Annotated in this window: 16 protein-coding genes; 6 read left to right on the forward strand and 10 right to left on the reverse strand. The window is 66.1% G+C overall.

Annotated elements, in window-relative coordinates:
• The first annotated feature begins 87 nt into the window (after positions 1 to 87).
• Positions 88 to 315 carry a hypothetical protein gene (locus tag D3877_RS21115; RefSeq protein WP_119832762.1) on the forward strand — a complete coding sequence of 76 codons (228 nt, stop codon included), beginning with the start codon at positions 88 to 90 and terminating at the stop codon, positions 313 to 315.
• 76 nt (positions 316 to 391) lie between these two features.
• Positions 392 to 667, forward strand: a complete 276-nt coding sequence (locus D3877_RS21120) for a hypothetical protein (RefSeq protein WP_119832763.1) — start codon at positions 392 to 394, stop codon at positions 665 to 667.
• 87 nt (positions 668 to 754) lie between these two features.
• Here the strand turns inward: D3877_RS21120 and D3877_RS21125 are convergent, their stop codons facing one another.
• The 4 genes from D3877_RS21125 to D3877_RS21140 all read right to left on the reverse strand — a co-directional run bounded on the left by D3877_RS21125 (position 755) and on the right by D3877_RS21140 (position 5,326).
• Entirely contained in the window at positions 755 to 3,091 is a 2,337-nt protein-coding gene (locus D3877_RS21125) for an Orn/Lys/Arg family decarboxylase (RefSeq protein WP_119832764.1), read from the reverse strand.
• Between the two features lie 62 nt (positions 3,092 to 3,153).
• The gene (locus D3877_RS21130) at positions 3,154 to 3,723 is read right to left on the reverse strand and encodes a GNAT family N-acetyltransferase (protein ID WP_119832765.1); all 570 of its coding nucleotides are present in this window, start codon (positions 3,721 to 3,723) and stop codon (positions 3,154 to 3,156) included.
• Between the two features lie 124 nt (positions 3,724 to 3,847).
• The gene (locus D3877_RS21135) at positions 3,848 to 4,240 is read right to left on the reverse strand and encodes a hypothetical protein (protein ID WP_147395249.1); all 393 of its coding nucleotides are present in this window, start codon (positions 4,238 to 4,240) and stop codon (positions 3,848 to 3,850) included.
• Between the two features lie 207 nt (positions 4,241 to 4,447).
• Positions 4,448 to 5,326: a 3-hydroxybutyryl-CoA dehydrogenase gene (locus tag D3877_RS21140; protein WP_199720875.1), complete on the reverse strand. Its 879-nt coding sequence runs from the start codon at positions 5,324 to 5,326 to the stop codon at positions 4,448 to 4,450.
• Positions 5,327 to 5,619: 293 nt separating this feature from the next.
• Here D3877_RS21140 and D3877_RS21145 point away from each other — a divergent pair, with 293 nt between their 5' ends.
• The 3 genes from D3877_RS21145 to D3877_RS21155 are packed head-to-tail and all read left to right on the forward strand — an operon-like array spanning position 5,620 to position 8,348.
• Positions 5,620 to 6,597 (forward strand): ABC transporter substrate-binding protein, encoded by a 978-nt coding sequence (locus D3877_RS21145; protein WP_238475013.1) that lies wholly within the window; start codon positions 5,620 to 5,622, stop codon positions 6,595 to 6,597.
• 30 nt (positions 6,598 to 6,627) lie between these two features.
• Positions 6,628 to 7,464: an ABC transporter permease gene (locus D3877_RS21150; protein WP_119832767.1), complete on the forward strand. Its 837-nt coding sequence runs from the start codon at positions 6,628 to 6,630 to the stop codon at positions 7,462 to 7,464.
• Positions 7,465 to 7,481: 17 nt separating this feature from the next.
• Positions 7,482 to 8,348 (forward strand): ABC transporter ATP-binding protein, encoded by an 867-nt coding sequence (locus D3877_RS21155; RefSeq protein ID WP_199720876.1) that lies wholly within the window; start codon positions 7,482 to 7,484, stop codon positions 8,346 to 8,348.
• Between the two features lie 156 nt (positions 8,349 to 8,504).
• On the opposite strand, the gene D3877_RS21160 is transcribed toward D3877_RS21155, so the two are convergent.
• The gene (locus D3877_RS21160) at positions 8,505 to 10,046 is read right to left on the reverse strand and encodes a sigma 54-interacting transcriptional regulator (protein WP_119832768.1); all 1,542 of its coding nucleotides are present in this window, start codon (positions 10,044 to 10,046) and stop codon (positions 8,505 to 8,507) included.
• 378 nt (positions 10,047 to 10,424) lie between these two features.
• Here D3877_RS21160 and D3877_RS21165 point away from each other — a divergent pair, with 378 nt between their 5' ends.
• A complete protein-coding gene (locus D3877_RS21165; protein ID WP_119832769.1) occupies positions 10,425 to 11,765 on the forward strand; it encodes a D-amino acid dehydrogenase in 1,341 nt (446 codons plus the stop codon).
• A 44-nt stretch (positions 11,766 to 11,809) separates the two neighbouring features.
• On the opposite strand, the gene D3877_RS21170 is transcribed toward D3877_RS21165, so the two are convergent.
• The 5 genes from D3877_RS21170 to D3877_RS21195 all read right to left on the reverse strand — a co-directional run bounded on the left by D3877_RS21170 (position 11,810) and on the right by D3877_RS21195 (position 18,618).
• Positions 11,810 to 12,046: a hypothetical protein gene (locus tag D3877_RS21170; protein WP_147395250.1), complete on the reverse strand. Its 237-nt coding sequence runs from the start codon at positions 12,044 to 12,046 to the stop codon at positions 11,810 to 11,812.
• A 14-nt stretch (positions 12,047 to 12,060) separates the two neighbouring features.
• The gene (locus D3877_RS21175; protein WP_119832771.1) at positions 12,061 to 15,507 is read right to left on the reverse strand and encodes a pyruvate carboxylase; all 3,447 of its coding nucleotides are present in this window, start codon (positions 15,505 to 15,507) and stop codon (positions 12,061 to 12,063) included.
• Positions 15,508 to 15,646: 139 nt separating this feature from the next.
• Positions 15,647 to 16,450, reverse strand: a complete 804-nt coding sequence (locus tag D3877_RS30640; RefSeq protein ID WP_238475014.1) for a LutC/YkgG family protein — start codon at positions 16,448 to 16,450, stop codon at positions 15,647 to 15,649.
• Entirely contained in the window at positions 16,443 to 17,870 is a 1,428-nt protein-coding gene (locus D3877_RS21190; RefSeq protein WP_119832772.1) for a LutB/LldF family L-lactate oxidation iron-sulfur protein, read from the reverse strand. The genes D3877_RS30640 and D3877_RS21190 overlap by 8 nt, the downstream gene beginning before the upstream one ends.
• Positions 17,863 to 18,618, reverse strand: a complete 756-nt coding sequence (locus D3877_RS21195; protein ID WP_119832773.1) for a (Fe-S)-binding protein — start codon at positions 18,616 to 18,618, stop codon at positions 17,863 to 17,865. The genes D3877_RS21190 and D3877_RS21195 overlap by 8 nt, the downstream gene beginning before the upstream one ends.
• Between the last annotated feature and the right edge of the window lie 69 nt (positions 18,619 to 18,687).

An 18,687-nucleotide genomic window follows, 5' to 3' on the forward strand; every position in this document is an offset into this window, starting at 1 on the left:
CCTAGGCCCCGTTGCCGAACTCGGCCCAAAGGACTAGTTTGTTAGCGTAACCAACAATCGTAACTCGCGCGTGGGAAGGTGCCATCCATGGTTCTGAAAAATCTGGCCTGCGGCACGGTGCGAACCGCCCTGGCCTGTGAAGCAACGCCGCCCAGACGGGTGGGCGCTGAGTGTGTGTTTCTCTCCCAACCAGCAACCAGACGCGCGGACGGCCCGGAACGGGATCTGCGCACGCGCGGCGAACAGCGCGTGATCGGCCTGTTGGGTGGCCTTATCAGCCAGATTGTTCTGACGAAGCTTCCGAAATACGACTGAGTTTCTCGATCCCAGGGGCCGGAAGACATCCGGGGTTCTCACTCCCTCCTCCACATCCGTCTTTTGTGGTGCCGCCATGGCGATCGAATTGCATTCCTTTACCGTCACTCTGGCTGTCGCGGACCCGTCGGGTTGCGCCAGCGCCGCCGAACACCGCGCCCGCGTGTGGAAAGCCGTGTCCGAATTGTCGGAAGCGGTCCGCACCGCCGGCATGGCGCGCGAGGCGCGCGTGCGTGGCCAAGACCGTTGCGGTCATGTCCTGATCGAAGCGACCAACACCGGGGCCGACTTCCTGCGTGGCCTGCCCGCCATCGCCCGGATCGACACTGGGCGAATGGCCGTCCGGCATTGAGCCGCAAGGCAAGGGCCTGAAACGACGAAGGCCCGCCGCGTTTCCCGTTTGAATGGGAAGCGCGGCGGGCCTTTTGCGCGTCAGTACTTATTCGCGCACGACATAGGTGTAGAAGCGGATCCGGCCATCCTCGCCGGTTTCGCGGTACAGGCCCTGGATCTCGTTGTCGAAGCCGGGGAAGCGGTTGGCGCCTTCCTGGAACATCTTCAAATACTCGATCATCGGGCGGGCGCGCTCGTCCAGCCGTTCGCCGGGAACCACGGTGGCGATGCCCGGCGGGTAGACGACGAACAGCGTGGTGGCGACGCGCCCCACCGCCTCTTCAATCGGCACGTAATCGACGTTGTTGCGCACCAGATGGCGCGTCGCCTCGCGCGGCGGCATCACCATGTCGGGCAGATGGTTCGGGCGGAACATGTTCCGCTGCAACTGGCTGGTGCCCGCCTCGCGGTAATAGGCGTGCATGGCGCCGCACAAATCGCGCAGCCGGATTCCGGTGTAGCGCTTGGCCCGCTTGGCGACGAATTCGGGGATCACGTCTTCCAACAGGGCGTTGTCGTCGTGCAACCGCTTGAAGGCGACCAGCCCGCTGAGCAGCGTCCCCGCCTTGCTCGATTCCACGCCCGGCGTCAGCAGGAACAGGATGGAGTTCAGATCGTTCTTTTCCGGGACGATGCGGTTTTCACGCAGATACTGCGCCAGAACCGGGGCGGGGATGCCGTGATCCTCATAGGCCCCGGTCTTGCGGTTGAAACCGGGGGTCAGCAGGGTCAGCTTGTTCGGATCGGTCATCGCGTAGCCGGGCGCGACATGCTTGAAGCCGTGCCAATCCGCGCCGGGGGCGAACTCCCAATGGTGAACGTTCGCGACCAGCTCGTCGGTCGGCGCATCCTCCCACGCCATCTCGACGCCGTTCACCACCGTCCGATCCGGGACGAAGGGGTCGAAGAACCAGCGGCGGGCCGGGTCGCTCTCGCGCCCCTCGAACTCGTGATGAATCGCGCGGATCTTTTTGCGCAGCTCAATGCCCAAGCGGATGGTGTCGTCCCACAGCACTTCGCCGGAGCGGCCCTTCATCATCTGCGCGCCGACGTCCAGCGAGGCGAAGAGCGGGTAGAAGGGCGAGGTCGAGGCGTGCAGCAGGAAGGTTTCGTTGAAACGGCGATGCTCCACCCGGCGGCGCTGTTTGCCGAGATGGCTGTCCTTCACATGGATTTGCGAGGCTTGCGAGAAGCTGGCCAACTGCTTGTGCGTCGATTGGGTGGCGATGATGCCGGGATGCCCCTCGCCCAACTGGTCCAGCCCCATGGCGAAGCGGCCCTTGAACAGCGGGTGGAATTTCAGGAAGCCGGCCCACGCCTCGTCAAACAGGATGTAGTCGCAGAGATGGCCGATCTTCGCCAAAATGGCTTCGGCGCTGTAGATGGTGCCGTCGTAGCTGCATTGCTGGATCACCGCCGCGCGGAAGGGACGTTCGCGCTTCCATGCGTCCGGGTCTTTGACCAGCGGGTTCTTGCGGATCTTCTCGCGGATGCGTTCCTCGTCCAGCGCCTCATGGTCGATGGGGCCGATCAAGCCATAGGCGTTGCGGTCGGTTTCCAGGAAGATCGGGATGCCGCCGCCCAGGAACAGGCCGCCATGATGGGCCGCCTTGTGGTTGTTGCGGTCGAACAGCACCAGATCATCTTCGGCCACCAGGGCCGACAGCACGATCTTGTTGGAGGCCGAGGTGCCGTTCAGCACGAAATAGGTGCGCTCCGCCCCGAAAATGACGGCGGCCTCCTTCTGCGCCTTCAGCGCCGGGCCTTCGTGGATCAACAGGTCGCCCATCTCCAACACCGAATTGTCGATGTCGTCGCGGAACACCGCCTCGCCCAGATGCTCGACGAAAATCCGCCCGATGGGGCTGCGGTTGTAGAAGATGCCGCCATTGTGGCCGGGGCAGGTCCACAATTGGTTGCCCTCTTCGGCGTAATCGACCAGCGCGCCGAAGAAGGGGGTTTTCAGCGTTTCGGCGTATTGCTTCAGGCGGCTGACCAGATTTTTGGCGATGAATTCCGGGGTTTCTTCGGCCAGGAAGACATAACCGTCCACCTGGTTGAGCACGTCCACCGGGATGTTTTCCAACCGCTGGCGGCGCACCAGCAGGATGATCGGCATTTCCAGCCCGCGCGCGCGGGCCAGCGCGATCAGCGAGGCGTTCTTGCCGTCCATCCCGCGCTTGCCCCAATCGACGATCATGCAGCCGATGGCGGCGTCGGTGCGGATGGCCAGTTCGGCGTCCTCGACCCGGCGGGTCCGCACGACCTGGAAGCCCAGCCGCTCCACCTCCGACAGAATCTGCTGGAGCCGGACGCCTTCCAGCTCATCCACCTCAAAGTTCGGCGCGCAGATCAGGACATTGAAGCGACGAAAGAATTCCATGCCGGGACTCCGGGGACTGGGTGGCGGGTGCGAAGATGCGACGGAAAACAGAAAAGGCGGGCTTATTCGCCCGCTTGGACGGTGCCGCCCAAATGATCGTCGGGCAACTGCCAATCGGCGGCGCCGAGCGCGCGTTGCAAAAACACGCTGTCGGTCCAACGTCCGAATTTGAAGCCGACCGAGCGCAGGACCCCCGCCTCGACAAAGCCGCAAGCCTCGTGCAGACGGCGGGACGGGGCGTTGGCGCTGTCCACCACCGCGATCATCTGGCGGCTGTTGGTCTTTTCCAGGGCCTCGATCAGGGCGGGCAGCAGACGCCGCCCGATGCCCATGCCGCGAAAATCCTTGTGGACGTAGATCGAGTGTTCGACCGTGTAGCGGTAGGCCGGGCGCTTGCGGAAGGGCGCGGCGTAGGCGTAACCGACCACCGTTCCATCAATCTCGGCGACCAGATGCGGCAGACGGCGTTTCAGCATCGCCTTGCGGCGGCGCTTCAACTCGTCGGGGTGCAGTGGCTCGATGTCGAAGGGGCCGAGGCCGTTTTGGATGTGGTAGCCGTAAATCTCCAACATCGCCGGAACATCCGCCTCGGTGGAGGAACGGATGACGATGACAGCGGACGAATCAGGCACGGATCCTACCCTTCCCTTGGCGACGCGGGATCGCGTCGCGGCGGCAGGGTATCCGAAGGACGTGACAGACGTATGACAGGGGCGCGTCAGTGATTTGACCGACGCGACCCCGTCCGTTTCAAACTCAGCGCATGCCCAAGGCGAACACGGCGCCGATGGCGCCGCCGATGGCGGCCTGGTTGGCCACCGGCTGGGCCAGGACATAGCTGGTGGCCGACGACGACACGTTCGACACGAAGGCTCCAGCCGCGACGGCGGAATCGAGCACCAGCGTGCCGACAGCCGGGGCCGCCCCCTGGATCGCCGCGCCCGCCGAGGTGAAGGCGCCGCCAACCGCCGGGGCCGCCGCCGGCAGGACATAGGGCAGGGCGACCGCGCCGATGGCGCCGCCGACCACCACCGTGGCGATGGTCCCCATCCACGAGGAGGAGGAGGGCGCCCCCCCTTCGGCGGCGCTGACCGGGGAGGCCAAAAGGGTCAGAACCGCAAGGGCGGGGGCCAACTGCCGGATCGACATGCTGTTCTCCTGAATGTGGCGTCCCACGGACAATGGGCGCGGGCGACGGATGGGAGGAAACGGTTCGGGGACAAGCTTGTGCAGGCCACCGCTCCAACGCAAGTGGGAAAATGTCGCGCGACCTCTGCGACGAACAACAAAACCACAAAACAGCGCCGCCGTCGCGTCGTGGGACGCGGCGGCGGCGTGCAATCGCAAAATTGTCGGTTACTTGGCGGTGTAGTCGAAGAAGCCCTTGCCCGACTTGCGACCCAACTGCCCAGCGTCGACCATTTCCTTCAACAGCGGCGCGGCGCGGTATTTCGGATCGTTGAAGCCCTGATAGAACACGTCCATGATGAACAGCATGGTGTCCAGACCGATCATGTCGGCCAGCGCCAACGGGCCAATCGGGTGGTTGCAGCCAAGCTTCATGCCCGCGTCGATGTCCTCGGCGGTCGCCAGCCCTTCCTGAAGGGCGAAGATCGCCTCATTAATCATCGGGCAGAGGATGCGGTTGACGGCGAAGCCGGGGCTGTTCTTGGCGGTGATCGGCGCCTTGCCGACCCGCTTGGCGAACTCCATCGCCGCCGCGTGGGTGGCGTCGGAGGTCTGGAGGCCGCGAATCAGCTCCAACAGGGCCATCAGCGGCACCGGGTTGAAGAAATGCATGCCGATGAAGCGGTCGGGACGGTCGGTCGCCGCCGCCAGCTTGGTGATGGAGATCGACGAGGTGTTCGTCGCGATCATCGCCTCGGGCTTCAGGACCGGAATCAGATCCTTCAGGATCTTCAGCTTCAGCGCTTCGTTCTCGGTCGCCGCCTCGATCACCAGATCGCAAGCCGCCAGCGCGGCCTTGTCGGTGGTGGCGGTGATGCGGGCCAGCGCGGCGTCGCGCGCTTCGACCGTCATCTTTTCTTTCTTCACCAGACGGTCGAGGCTGCCGCCGATGGTCTTCAGACCACGGGCCACCGCCTCGTCGGAAATGTCGATCATCACGACGGTCAGGCCGGCGACGGCGCTGACCTGGGCGATGCCATTGCCCATCGTGCCAGCCCCAATGACGCCAACGGTCTGAACCACGGCAGCCGCATTGCTCTCGGTCATTGTCCCTTATTCCTTGTTGGTTCGCAGGTGCAGCATCTTTACACCCTTTTCCGTTGCGCTGCGATGACTCGTCGTCGCATGGGGCCGCGCAGGGGAAGCATGACGCGGCCATCGGCGGAAATCCGCTTATGCCGATCCGCCTATCAGCGGATTTCCGCCGACCGCGCTGTGGCGGTGAGGAATTCCCCACAGTGTTTTCAATTGTTTGGAGCGCCAACAGCGCGCGGCACGGAGTTTGCTCTTAAGGGAGCCAACCGCAGCGGGGTGTTGCGGATGAACGCCTTTGGGAGAGAATGATGCTCAAGACCAGCCTGCTCGCCGCCGCCGCGTTGGCCGCCGCGCTTGCCTCGCCGACCGCCAGCGCCGCCGATCTGGTCCGACTCGGCAATCTGAAATTCGCCCATTACGGCGCGGTCTCCTACATGAAGGAGATCGCCGGAAAGTACGATCTGAAGATCGACGAGCGGGTCTTCCCCAAGGGCATCGACATTCTGCCCGCCATCGTCGCCGGGGAAATCGACGTCGCCGCCAGCGCGGTGGACGCGGCCATCGCTGGACGGGCGTCGGGCGTGCCGATCTACGCGGTGGCCGGTTTCGCCAAGGGCGGCGCGCGCATCGTCGCCAAGCCGGGCGCGGGCATCAAGAGCGTCGCCGATCTGAAGGGCAAGAAGGTCGCCACCCCGCGCGGCGGCGCGCAGGAGCTGGTTTTGCTGGCCGAACTGGCCAAGCATGGTTTGACCTGGTCGGATCGCCCCGGCAAGGACGTGCAGATCACCTATATGGCCTACGCCGACATGAATCAGGCGCTGCTGTCCGGCAACATCGACGCCATGTCGCAATCCGAACCGCAATCCAGCCAAGCCATCAACAAGGGCTTCGGCGTCGAGGTCATCAAGCCCTACGACACCGAACTGGGCGAGCCGGTGCGCTCCCTGGTCGTCACCGAAAGCTTTTACAAGACCAAGCCGGAGGTGGCCGAACGGTTGATCCGCTGCTTTGTCGAAGCGACGGCGACCTTCATCGCCCAACCGGCTTTGGCGGAATCCTACGTCCGCGAGAAGATCTTCAAGGGCCAGATCAGCAGCGAGGATTACAAGGACGCCATCGGCAATTCGCCCTTCTCCTATGATCTGTCGATCGAGCATGTCCAGACCACCACGGATCTGATGCAGAAATACGGGGTTGGGCGGATGGAAAACCCGCCCAAGGCCGCCGATTGGGTCAAGCTGGACCTGCTGGCCAAGGCGAAGGCGTCGGTCAAGACCAACTGATCCCGTCCCGCTTGCCGGAAGGAATTCCCGATGTCCAACGCCCAATCCAAACTCTCCGCCGCGTCTTTTCTGCGCGGCGCCATCGTTCCGCTGATTGTGATCGCCTTCTGGCAAGCGCTGTCCTCGTCCGGCTTGATAAACCCGGTGGTGCTGCCCTCGCCGGTCGCCGTGGTCGTCCGCTGGTGGGCTTATCTGCTGCCCTCCGAGCCGTTCGACCCGGCGCAATCCAGTTGGTTCCTCTGGGCGCTGTCGGGCGAGATGCTGACCGACGCGTGGTCCAGCCTCTACCGCGTGGTGCTGGGCTTCGCCGTCGGCGCCGGGCTGGCCCTGCCGCTGGGGTTGACGATGGGGACCAGCGACCGGGTTTACGGGCTGATGGACCCGCTGTTGCAGGTGCTGCGCCCGATCCCGCCCATCGCCTACATCCCGCTCGCCATCCTGTGGTTCGGCTTGGGCAACGCGCCCGCCATCTTCCTGATCGCCATCGGCGCCTTCTTTCCGGTTCTGATGAACACCATCGCCGGGGTGCGCCATGTGGACGGCATCTATCTGCGCGCCGCGCGCAATCTGGGGGCCGGGCGAGCCACCATGTTCCTGCGCGTCATCCTGCCCGCCGCCACGCCCTACATTCTGGCGGGCGCGCGGATCGGCATTGGCACCGCCTTCATCGTCGTCATCGTGTCGGAGATGATCGCGGTCAACGCCGGGTTGGGCTTCCGCATCCTGGAAGCGCGCGAGTTCATGTGGTCGGACAAGATCATCGCCGGGATGTTCACCATCGGCCTGCTGGGGTTGGCCATCGACATCGCCATGAACCGCCTGAACAACCACCTGCTGCGTTGGCATCGCGGCCTGGACAGCCAATGAAGCGGGGAGACGTCGCAATGGCCACTTTGTTGAAAATGACCCAGGATTACGCCGCCATGACCGCCGCCACCACTGCCGTCAGCCCTGCCGCGCCGTCGCAGATTCAGGTGCGCGGCGTGGAGAAGATCTTCACCGTCGGCGCGCAAAAGATAGTCGCCCTTCAGGGCATCGATCTGGACATCCGCAAGGGGGAGTTCGTCTGCCTTCTCGGCCCGTCGGGCTGCGGCAAATCCACCCTGTTGAACGCGGTCGCCGGGTTTCAGCCGCCGACGCGCGGCACGGTGACGGCGGACGGCAAGGCGGTGACGGGGCCGGGGCCGGATCGCGGCATGGTCTTTCAGGAATACGCGCTGTTCCCCTGGATGACCGTCGCCGAAAACGTCGCCTTCGGCTTGCAGATCAAGAAGATGGGCAAGGCCGACATCGCCGCGCGGGTCGAGGCGCTGTTGGAGAAGCTGCATCTTCAGGATTTTCGCAACCGTTACCCCAAGGATCTGTCGGGCGGCATGCGCCAGCGCGTCGCCATCGCCCGCGTTCTGGCGCTCGACAGCCCGATCCTGCTGATGGACGAGCCGTTCGGCGCGCTCGACGCCCTGACCCGCCGGACCTTGCAGGACGAACTGCTGCGGATTTGGGAGGAGGTCGGCAAGACCATCCTGTTCGTCACCCATTCCATCGAGGAAAGCATCTATCTGGCCGACCGCATCATCGTCATGACCTACCGGCCCGGCACCATCAAGCAGGACGTCCGCGTGGACATGCCCCGCCCGCGCGACGGCGCGTCGGCGGAGTTCAACCGCCTGAAGCGCGACCTGTCGCAAATGGTGATGGAGGAGCAGCAGCGCTTCAGCGCCGACGAAATCCGTTCGGTGACGGCGGATTGAGGGGGGATTAGGCGCGCGTTGCGTTGCCCCCTCCCTAGCCCTCCCCCGCCTTTGGCGGGAGAGGGAACTCCGCTGAACGCCGACGGAGGATCAAGACTCCCTCTCCCGCAACGCGGGGGAGGGCCGGGGAGGGGGCTAGCGCGAGCGCGGCCTGTCTCACCGCTCCGGGATCCCGTATTTGCGCAGCTTGTTGGCGATCATGGTGTGGGAGGTTTGCAGGCGGGCCGCCAGTTTGCGGCTTGAGGGAAAGCGTGGGTAGAGCCGACGCAGCAAGCCCCGCTCGAAGCTTTCCACCGCTGTTTCCCAAGCCTCGGCGTCTTCCGCCACGTCCACGGCGGCGGCCATATGGGCGCCCGCCAGTTCCAGATCGGCGGCGTCGAGAAAGGCGCCGTCGCTCATCGTCACCGCGCGGAAGATGACGTTTTCCAATTGCCGGACGTTGCCCGGCCAGCGGTTGGCCAGCAGTGCCGCCCCCGCCGCCGCCGTCAAACGGCAGGGCGGGCGGCGGGCCTGGGCGCAAGCGCGCCCGATGAAGTGGCGGGCGAGCGACAGGATGTCGTCGCCCCGCTCGCGCAAGGGTGGCGCGTGCAGGGTCAGCACGTTCAGCCGGTAAAACAGATCCTCGCGAAAGCTGTGGTCGGCGACCATCGTTTCGAGCGCCCGGTGGGTGGCGCTGATGACGCGGACGTCCACCTTCTGCTCCCGCTCGCCGCCAACCCGGCGGAAACTGCCGTCGTTGAGGAAGCGCAGCAGCTTGGCCTGGAGATAGGCCGACATCTCGCCGATTTCGTCCAGAAACACGGTGCCGCCATGGGCCAGTTCCAGCAGCCCCGGCTTGCCGCCGCGCTGCGCCCCGGTGAAGGAGCCGGGGGCGTAGCCGAACAGCTCGCTTTCCGCCAGATTCTCCGGCACGGCGGCGCAGTTCAACGCCAGAAAGGGTTTGTCGGCGCGCGGGCTGGCGCGGTGGCAGGCGTGGGCGATCAACTCCTTGCCGGTGCCGGTCTCGCCCAAAATCAGCAAGGGCGCCTCCACCGCCGCGACGCGGGCGGCGCGCGCCTTCAAGCCGCGCATCGGCGGGGAATCTCCGAGAATTTTGTCGAAACCGCCCTCGTCAAAATTCTGCAAGGCGTCCAGCCGTTCGCCCAGCCGGGCCGGGGCGAACAGGGTGATGACCGCCCCCTCCGGCTCGCTTGCCGCCTTGACGTCGATGATCGGCGTGACGTCGATCAGGAAGGGCTGGCCGTTCAGCGTCGCCTCGCGGTTGGCGATGCGGAACCCTCCGGCGAGCAGATCGGCGGTCAGGCCGGGATCGCCGAACAGCGCGCCGAGATCGACGCCGGACAGCGCGTTTTCCGAAACGCTGGCCACGCGCGCGGCGGCGGCGTTCGCCACCACCACCCGCCCGCCGCGATCCACCGCCAGCACCGGATCGGGCAGGGCGGCGAGCAGCGCGTCCAGATGCAAACGCCGCCGGGTTCCCGGCATCATGTCGATGGCGGCCACCCGCCGCACCCCGGCGACCACGCGCAAGGCGGAGTCGAGCGCGGGCAGGGTGGCGGGGTCCAGGCCGGGCGCGTCGATGTGGATGTGCGGCGGATCAACCTCCACCCCGACGACGTTCAAGCGCCGCGCCGCCAGCACCGCCAGGATCTCGTGCGCGATGCCGACGCGGTCGGTGAAGAGGACTTCGATGCGCATGGACGGCTCCGGCGTTGAGGGGCGCAGACCGGCTTGCCCCCTCCCCAACCCTCCCCCGCTTCGCGGGAGAGGGGGCCTTGCGGACCAGCGGCGGCAGTACCCTCTCCCGCTAGAGGCGGGGGAGGGTTAGGGAGGGGGCAAGACACGCGACCACTGTAACAAATCACATACACCGTATCAAAATCTTTACAGAGCGCTCAACCACCTGATTTTCAACAAAACATCCCTCAACTCACCCTCGCTCCGTAAACATTTCGATACAGCGCGCCCGCCACGAAACCGGACAGACTCCAACCATCCCGCCATGTTCGGCACTTGGCATCCCGTTTGCTAACTCTTGTGTCCAAGATGAATTTTCCAGCTTCGGAGGCCAGTCTTATGCGCGTGATCGTTCTTGGCAGCGGCGTCATCGGTGTCAGCACGGCCTATTATCTGGCCCGCGCCGGTCACGAGGTGACGGTGATCGACCGCCAGGACGGCCCGGCGCTGGAAACCAGCTACGCCAACGCGGGCGAGGTGTCGCCGGGCTATTCCGCCCCGTGGGCGGCGCCGGGCCTGATGCTGAAGGCCGTCAAGTGGCTGACGATGAAGCATTCGCCGCTGGTCATCCGTCCGAAGCTGGACCCGGCCCTGTGGTCCTGGTGCCTCAAGCTGCTGATGAACGCCAACGAGACCAGCTATCAGCTCAACAAGACCCGCATGGTCCGCATCGCCGAATACAGCCGCGATTGCCTGAAGGCCCTGCGCGCCGAAACCGGCATCACCTATGACGAGCGGACCAAGGGCACGTTGCAGGTTTTCCGCACGCAAAAGCAGATGGATTCCGCCGGTTACGACATGGCGGTGTTGGAGCGCTTCGGCGTTCCCTTCAGCCTGCACGATCGCAACGGCCTGTCGTCGGTCGAACCGGCGCTGGGCATGGTCAAGGACAAGCTGGTCGGCGGGCTGCTGCTGCCGGGCGACGAGACCGGCGATTGCTTCATGTTCACCAACCGTCTGGCCGATTTCGCCGCCAAGCGCGGGGTCACGTTCCGCTACGGCGTGACCATTCGCGGGCTGGAGGGCGACGGGACCAAGGTGACGGGCGTCGTCACCGATCAAGGCACGCTGACCGCTGACGCCTACGTCGTCGCCATGGGCAGCTATTCGCCCAAGCTGGTCAAGGGTTTCGGCCTGAAGCTGCCGGTCTACCCGGTTAAGGGTTACTCGTTGACCCTGCCGATCACCGATCCGTCGGGCGCGCCGGAATCGACCGTGATGGACGAAACCCACAAGATCGCTGTGACCCGTCTGGGCGACCGCATCCGCGTCGGCGGCACGGCGGAGTTGACCGGCTTCGACCTGACGCTGCGCCAGAGCCGTCGCGGCCCGCTCGACCATGTCGTCAGCGATCTGTTCCCGCGCGGCGGCGATCTGTCGAAGGCGGAGTTCTGGACCGGCCTGCGCCCCAACACGCCGGACGGCACCCCCATCGTTGGCCCGACCCCGGTCAAGAACCTGTTCCTGAACACCGGCCACGGCACGCTGGGCTGGACGATGGCCGCCGGTTCGGGCCGCCTGCTCGCCGACACGATCAGCGGCCTGCCGACCGACATCGACCTGGATGGCCTGACGGTCCACCGCTACACCGGCGAAGCGCTGCCCGCCCCCACACCCAGCGCCCGGTGGCGATGCGCGCGGCGTGATTCCTTCTCCCCCCTGGGGAGAAGGTTAGGATGAGGGGGTTCGGCGCAGCCGAAGACCGCTCGGGAAACGCAATCCCCTCACCCCGGCCCTCTCCCCGGGGGGGCGAGGGGGTTTTCTTTTGTCCCCCGCGCCGCCCGGCGGAATCGCGTCATGGCGATTTCCAGCAGGGCGGCGTCGCTGACCTCCGCCCCGTCCAACACATGGCGACGGCGGCCATGGTCGGCGCGGCGGACGTCGTGGCCCAGCTTGCGCAGATGCAAGATCGCCTCATAGAGCCGCTGCGGCGGCTCCCCGGTCGCGCCGCGCGTCGTCATGGCCGCCCCCTTGCTCACGCCAGAACCAGCAGCAGGTCTTTGGTTTCGACGCTGCGGCCCTGGATGGCGACGATGCGCTCGACCACGCCAGCGCGTTCGGCCCGGACGGTGGTTTCCATCTTCATCGCCTCCAGCGACACCAGCGCGTCGCCCGCCTCCACCGTCTGACCAAGCTGGACGAGAATGCCGGTGACGAGGCCGGGCATCGGCGCCCCGACATGGGCGGCGTTGCCGTCCTCGGCCTTTGGGTGCGCGGCGCGGGCGGGGGCGACCTTGCGGTCGGCCACCTTGATGGTGCGCGGCTGGCCGTTCAGCTCGAAGAACACCGCGCGGCGGCCCTCCTCGTCGGCTTCGCCGGTCGCCAGATAGCGGATCAACAGCGCCTTGCCGGGTTCCAACTCGACGCCGGTTTCCTCGCCCTGCAACAGGCCGTGGAAGAAGACCGGGGTCGAGAGGACGCTGACCTCGCCGTAGGTCTTGCGGTGCTGGGCGTAGTCGGTGAAGACCTTCGGGTACATCAGGTACGAGGCGAGTTGCCGGTCGTCGATGGGCTGGCCGGTCTTGGCGGCGGCGGCGGCGCGTTCGGCCTCCAGATCGGCGGGCGGCATGGTGGCGCCGGGCCGCGCGGTCAGCGGCGCGCCGCCCTTCAGAACCTTGCGTTGCAAGGCTTCGGGGAAACCGCCCGGCGGCTGGCCCAGTTCGCCCCGGAACAGCGACACCACCGAGTCCGGGAAGGCAATTTCCTTGGCCGGGTTCAGCACGTCGGCCTCGGTTAAGCCGCCCGTCACCATCATCAGCGCCATGTCGCCGACGACCTTCGAGGTTGGCGTCACCTTCACGATGTCGCCGAACATGCGGTTGACGGTGGCGTAGGCCTGCACCACGTCGTCCCAATGATGCTCCTCGATGCCCAGCGAGCGGGCCTGTTCGCGCAGGTTGGTGTATTGCCCGCCCGGCATTTCGTGGCGGTAGACCTCCGACGATCCCGACCGGATGGTGCTTTCAAAGGGCGCGTAGGCGGCGCGCACCTCTTCCCAATAATGGGCGACGCGGCGGATGGCTTCGGGGTCGAGGCCGCTGTCGCGCGGGGTGTGGCGCAAGGCCGCCGCGATGGATCCCAGCGGCGGCTGAGAGGTCAGGCCGGACAGGCTGTCCATCGCCGCGTCCACCGCGTCCACTCCAGCGTCCACGGCGGCCAACACGCTGGCGGCGCTGGCCCCGGAGGTGTCGTGGGTGTGGAAATGGATCGGCAGGCCGACTTCCTGCTTCAAGGTGCGGATCAGCAGCGACGCGGCGGCGGGCTTGCACAGCCCGGCCATGTCCTTGATGCCCAGAACATGCGCGCCCGCCGCCTCCAACTCCTTGGCCAGCGCGACGTAATAGGCCAGATCATATTTCGGGCGCGACGGGTCGAGCAGGTCGCCGGTGTAGCAGATCGCCGCCTCGCAGATCGCCCCGGTTTCGCGCACCGCGTCGATGGCGACGCGCATGTTGTCCACCCAATTCAAGCTGTCGAACACGCGGAACACGTCCACGCCGTTGCCCGCCGCCTGTTGGACGAACTGGCGCACCACATTGTCGGGGTAATTGGCGTAGCCGACGGCGTTGGACGCGCGCAGCAGCATTTGCAGCAGCAGATTCGGCATGGCGGACCGCAGCCCGTCCAGCCGTTCCCACGGGTCTTCCTTCAGGAAGCGCATGGCGACGTCGAAGGTCGCCCCGCCCCAGCATTCGACCGAGAACAGATCGGGCAGCAGCCGGGCGTAAGCCGGGGCGACGGCCAGCAGATCGTGCGAGCGGACGCGGGTCGCCAGCAGCGACTGGTGCGCGTCGCGAAAGCTGGTGTCGGTGATGAGCGTCTTGGTCTGGTCCCGCATCCAGCGGGCGACGGCCTCGGCCCCCTCGGCCTGCAACATTTGCTTCAGGCCGGGCGGCGGGGCGTCGTGATGGACGGTCGGGATCTTCGGTTCCGCCGGGCGCGGGTGGTTGCCCGCCTTCAGTTCCGGGTTGCCGTTGACCATCACGTCGGCCAGGAAGGTCAGCAGGCGGGTGGCGCGGTCGCGGCGCGGCTCGCGCTGGAACAGCTCCGGCGTGGTGTCGATGAAGCGGGTGGTGTAGCTGCCGTTGCGGAATTGCGGGTGGTCGATCAACGCCTCAAGAAAGGCGAGGTTGGTGGCGACGCCGCGAATGCGGAACTCGCGCAAGGCGCGGTCCATGCGGGCGATGGCCTCCTCGGCGGTCGGCGCCCAGGAAACGACCTTTTCCAGCAGACTGTCGTAATGGCGGGTGATGAGCGCGCCGGAAAAGGCGGTGCCGCCGTCCAGCCGGATGCCGAAGCCGTTCGCCCCGCGATAGGCGGTGATCCGCCCGTAATCGGGGATGAAGCTGTTGTCGGGATCCTCCGTCGTGATGCGGCATTGGATGGCGTGGCCGGTCAAGCGGATGTTGGGCTGGTTCGGCACGCCGCTGGCCTCATCGCCGATGGCGGCCCCGGCGGCGATGCGGATTTGCGCCTTGACGATGTCGATGCCGGTGACGACCTCGGTGATCGTGTGTTCGACCTGAACGCGCGGGTTGACCTCGATGAAATAGAAAGCGCCGGTGTCGGCGTCCATCAGGAATTCGACGGTTCCGGCGTTGCGGTATCCGGCGGCGCGCGCCAGCGTTAGGGCGGCGTCGCACAGGCCCAGCCGTTCATCGGTCGTCAGATAGACGGCGGGGGCGCGTTCGACGACCTTCTGGTTGCGGCGCTGCACGGTGCAATCGCGCTCGAACAGATGGACGAGGGCGCCATGGGCGTCGCCCAGGATCTGCACCTCGACATGCCGGGCGCGGCGAACCAGCTTTTCCAGATAGACTTCGCCGTTGCCGAAGGCGGCCAGCGCCTCGCGCTTTGCGGCGGCGACCAGATCGGGCAACTCCTTGGCGGTTTCGATGACGCGCATGCCGCGCCCGCCGCCGCCCCAACTGGCCTTGAGCATCAGCGGGTAGCCGACCTCTTCGGCCAGCCGCGCGGTTTCATCGGGATCGTCGGGCAGCGCGCCGGTGGCGGGCATGACCGGCACCCCCGCCGACACCGCCAAATTGCGCGCCGCGACCTTGTTGCCCAGCAACCGCATGGTGTCGGACGACGGCCCGACGAAGGTGATGCCGTTGGCGGCGCAGGCGTCGGCGAAGGCTGGGTTTTCCGACAGGAAGCCGTAGCCGGGGTGGATGGCGTCGGCCCCGGTCTGCTTGGCCACGTCGATGATGGCGTCGATGTCGAGATAGGCCTCGATCGGTCCCTTGCCCTCGCCAATGCGGTAGCTCTCATCCGCCTTGAAGCGGTGCAGGGCGAAACGATCCTCCGTCGAATAGACGGCGACGGTGGGAATCCCCAACTCGGTCGCGGCGCGCAGCACACGGATGGCGATCTCGCCGCGATTGGCGACCAGAAGTTTGCGGAAGACGGGCGTCGTCATGGCGCGGGTTCCTCAAAGATGGGGCGAGAGGCGGGGATGGGGCGAGAAGCAGGCTACGCGGAAGGCAAATCGGCGCGGTCGTCGGCGCTGTCATGGCGCCAACGGGCCGGCCTTGGAAACTTGACCCTTCGTAGGGGGGTCAGCGAACAATCACGACGACCAGCCGTTTCGGTCCATGCACGCCATAGGCCAGCGTTTGTTCGATGTCCGCCGTCTTGCTGGGACCGGAGATCAACAGGGCGTTGGTCGGCATGGCGTCGGCCCAACGCTGATCGCGCATCGCCTGCCAAAAGCTGTCGTAAAGAGCATCCGCCCGCAAAAGCGCCACATGGATGTGCGGAACCAGCGACAGCAGGCGGGGTTCGTCGGCGCTGGGCCACAGGATCAGGCTGCCGGTGTCGGCGATGGCGCCCAGCGTGCCGGTCAGACCGGCGTCGATGCCCTCGAACATCTGTTGCTTGAAGTCTTCGATGGGCCGGTCATAGGGGATGAGGGTGAGGGACGCTGTGTTTTCCTCTCCCGTTTCGGGAGAGGGAAGGGGCCCGCGCAGCGGGAAGGGTGAGGGGGTGTCCGAGGGGGATGGGCCGTCCGAACCCGCGAACCCCTCACCCTCCCCATGCTGCGCATGGGTCCCCTCCCTCTCCCGAGGCGGGAGAGGGTAAGCCGACAGCGTTGCGCCGTCGGCGGTTCCGGGGGCGTAGAGCAGGTTGGCGGCGCCCGCGCGGGTCAGGAAATCCGTCACCACGGCGGGCCAATCGGCCTCGGTCGCGTCCAGGAATTCGGTGTGGACCGCCTCCATCATCCGGCGGATGCGCGGCAAGCGTTCCTCCGGCGGCCATTGCTTGTCGGCCAGCGGGGTGAAGTCCGACGGCGGCGGCGTCACCGGGTGAGCGTCGCGGGTGCGGCGGAGCGTTCCCAAAATGGCGGCGCGGGCGTCAGACATTGGGGATCCCCTTTTTGCGGGCCAGATCATGCAGGGTGCGGGGGGCGAAGCGCGGCTTGCTGCGCACGCTGGTCCATTCCTTCAGCAAGGGCAGGCTGCCGGGCGCGGCGTTGCCGACCGCGCTCATCGCCGTGGTGGCGATCTTGTAGGCCAGCGGCGAGGTGTTCATCGCCGCCCAGCCTTTCCACACCAGCGCTTCGGTCTTGCTGGCGCGGGCGCCCGAATCCTTCACGCTGGCGCTGGGGTGGACGGCCTCGACGCGCAAACGGCCCATGATCTCGACGATGGGGATCTGCACCGGACAGATCTCGACGCAGGCGTTGCACATGGTGCAGGCGTGGGGCATCTCGCCACGCTTGGCCAGCCCCTCCATCTGCGGCACCAGGATCTGGCCGATGGGGCCGGGGTAGGGCGCTTCATAGGCGTGGCCGCCGACCTTGGTGTAGACCGGGCAGTGATTCATGCAGGCGCCGCAGCGGATGCAGCGCAGCGTGTCGCGCAATTCCGGGTCGGCGTAGACCGAGGAGCGCCCGTTGTCGAGAATGACGACGTGGATTTCGCGCGGCCCGTCCTTTTCCCCCTCCTTGCGCGGGGAGGAGATCATGTTGACGTAGGTGGTGATCGGCTGGCCGGTGGCCGAACGCGGCAGCAGGCTGATGATCGGCGGTACGTCCTCCAGCTTTTCCACCACCTTTTCCAGCCCCATGAAGGCGATGTGGACCGGCGGCACGGTGGTGCACATCCGTCCGTTGCCCTCATTCTCGATCAGGCAGAGCGTGCCGGTTTCGGCCACCGCCGCGTTGACGCCGGACATGCCGACCCCGGCGTTCATGAATTTCTGGCGCAGAATGCGGCGGGCCAGATCGGTCAGGGCGGCGGCGTCCTCGCCGGTGGACGCCGCGTCCTTGATCTTCTGCTTGAACAGATGGGCGATCTGTTTGGTGTTCAGGTGGATGGCGGGCATGATGATGTGCGACGGCATGGTGCCGTCCAACTGCACGATGTATTCGCCCAGATCGCTTTCCAGAACCTCAATGTCGTGATCTTCCAGGAAGGCGTTGAGGTGCATTTCCTCCGTCACCATCGACTTGCCCTTGACCGCCAGCGTGGCGTTGGCCTTGCGCATGATGGCGAGCGTGATGGCGTTCGCCTCCGCCGTGGTGGACGCCCAATGCACCTGGATTCCGTTGCGGGTCAGGTTGGTTTCGAGCTGTTCCAGCAATTCGGGCAGCTTGGCCAGCGCCCGCAGCCGCACCGAGGCGGCCAGCGCCCGCATCGTGTGCCATTCCTTGGCGTCGGCGAACTGGACGGCGCGCTTGCTCATCAGCCCGTCCATGGCGCGGCGGAAGTTGCCGCGCAACTGGCTGTCCTGCAAGGCGGCCTTGGACGCGGCGGCGAAGTTGACGGCGTGCTCAGCCATGGGTGCGCTCCTTCAGGAACTGGGCGATGTGCTGGCCCTGGACCGGCTTGCCCCCGGCCTCCAGCGCGCCGTTGATGTTCATCAGACAACCGCAATCGCCCGACACCACGCGCTTGGCCCCGGTGCTTTCGATGTCGGCCACCTTGTCGCCGACCATCGCGGCGGAAATCTCGGCGTGACGCACGGCGAAGGTGCCGCCAAAGCCGCAGCATTCCTTTTCCCGCGTCAGCTCCACCAACTCGACGTTGGCCAGTTGGCGCAGCAGCGCCTTGGGTTCGTCCACCACGCCCATCTCCCGCTGCGCGTGGCAGGAGGCGTGCCAGGTGACGCGCAGCGGCTCGCCCTTGTCGGTCAGCTTCACGTCGAGAACCTGCACCAGGAACTGGGTCAGCTCCCAAACGCGGGCAGAGACCTGCAACGCCTTGGCCTCGTCCGGTTCGCCGTGGAACAAATGGGGCCAGTGCTTTTTCATCATGCCCGCGCAGGATCCCGATGGAACCACGATGGGCAAATCGCCGGGAAACAAATCCAGTTGCGCGCGCGCCACCTTCAGGGCGTCGGCGCGATAGCCGGAATTGTAGGCGGGCTGGCCGCAGCAGCTTTGCCCCTGCGGGAAAACCACCGTCAGCCCCTGGGCCTGCAACAGCTCCATCCCGGCCATCCCGGCCTCGGGATAGAACAGGTCAACCAGACAGGTGCCGAAGAAATAGACCTTGGTTGGTTTGGTCGGCGGGGTGGGGCGGTCCATGGCGGTGGTCCTGTGGCGGCGGGTGGTTGGTGATGATCGCTTTTCCCCCTCCCCAACCCTCCCCCGCTG

Source organism: Azospirillum cavernae, assembly GCF_003590795.1.
GTDB lineage: Bacteria > Pseudomonadota > Alphaproteobacteria > Azospirillales > Azospirillaceae > Azospirillum > Azospirillum cavernae.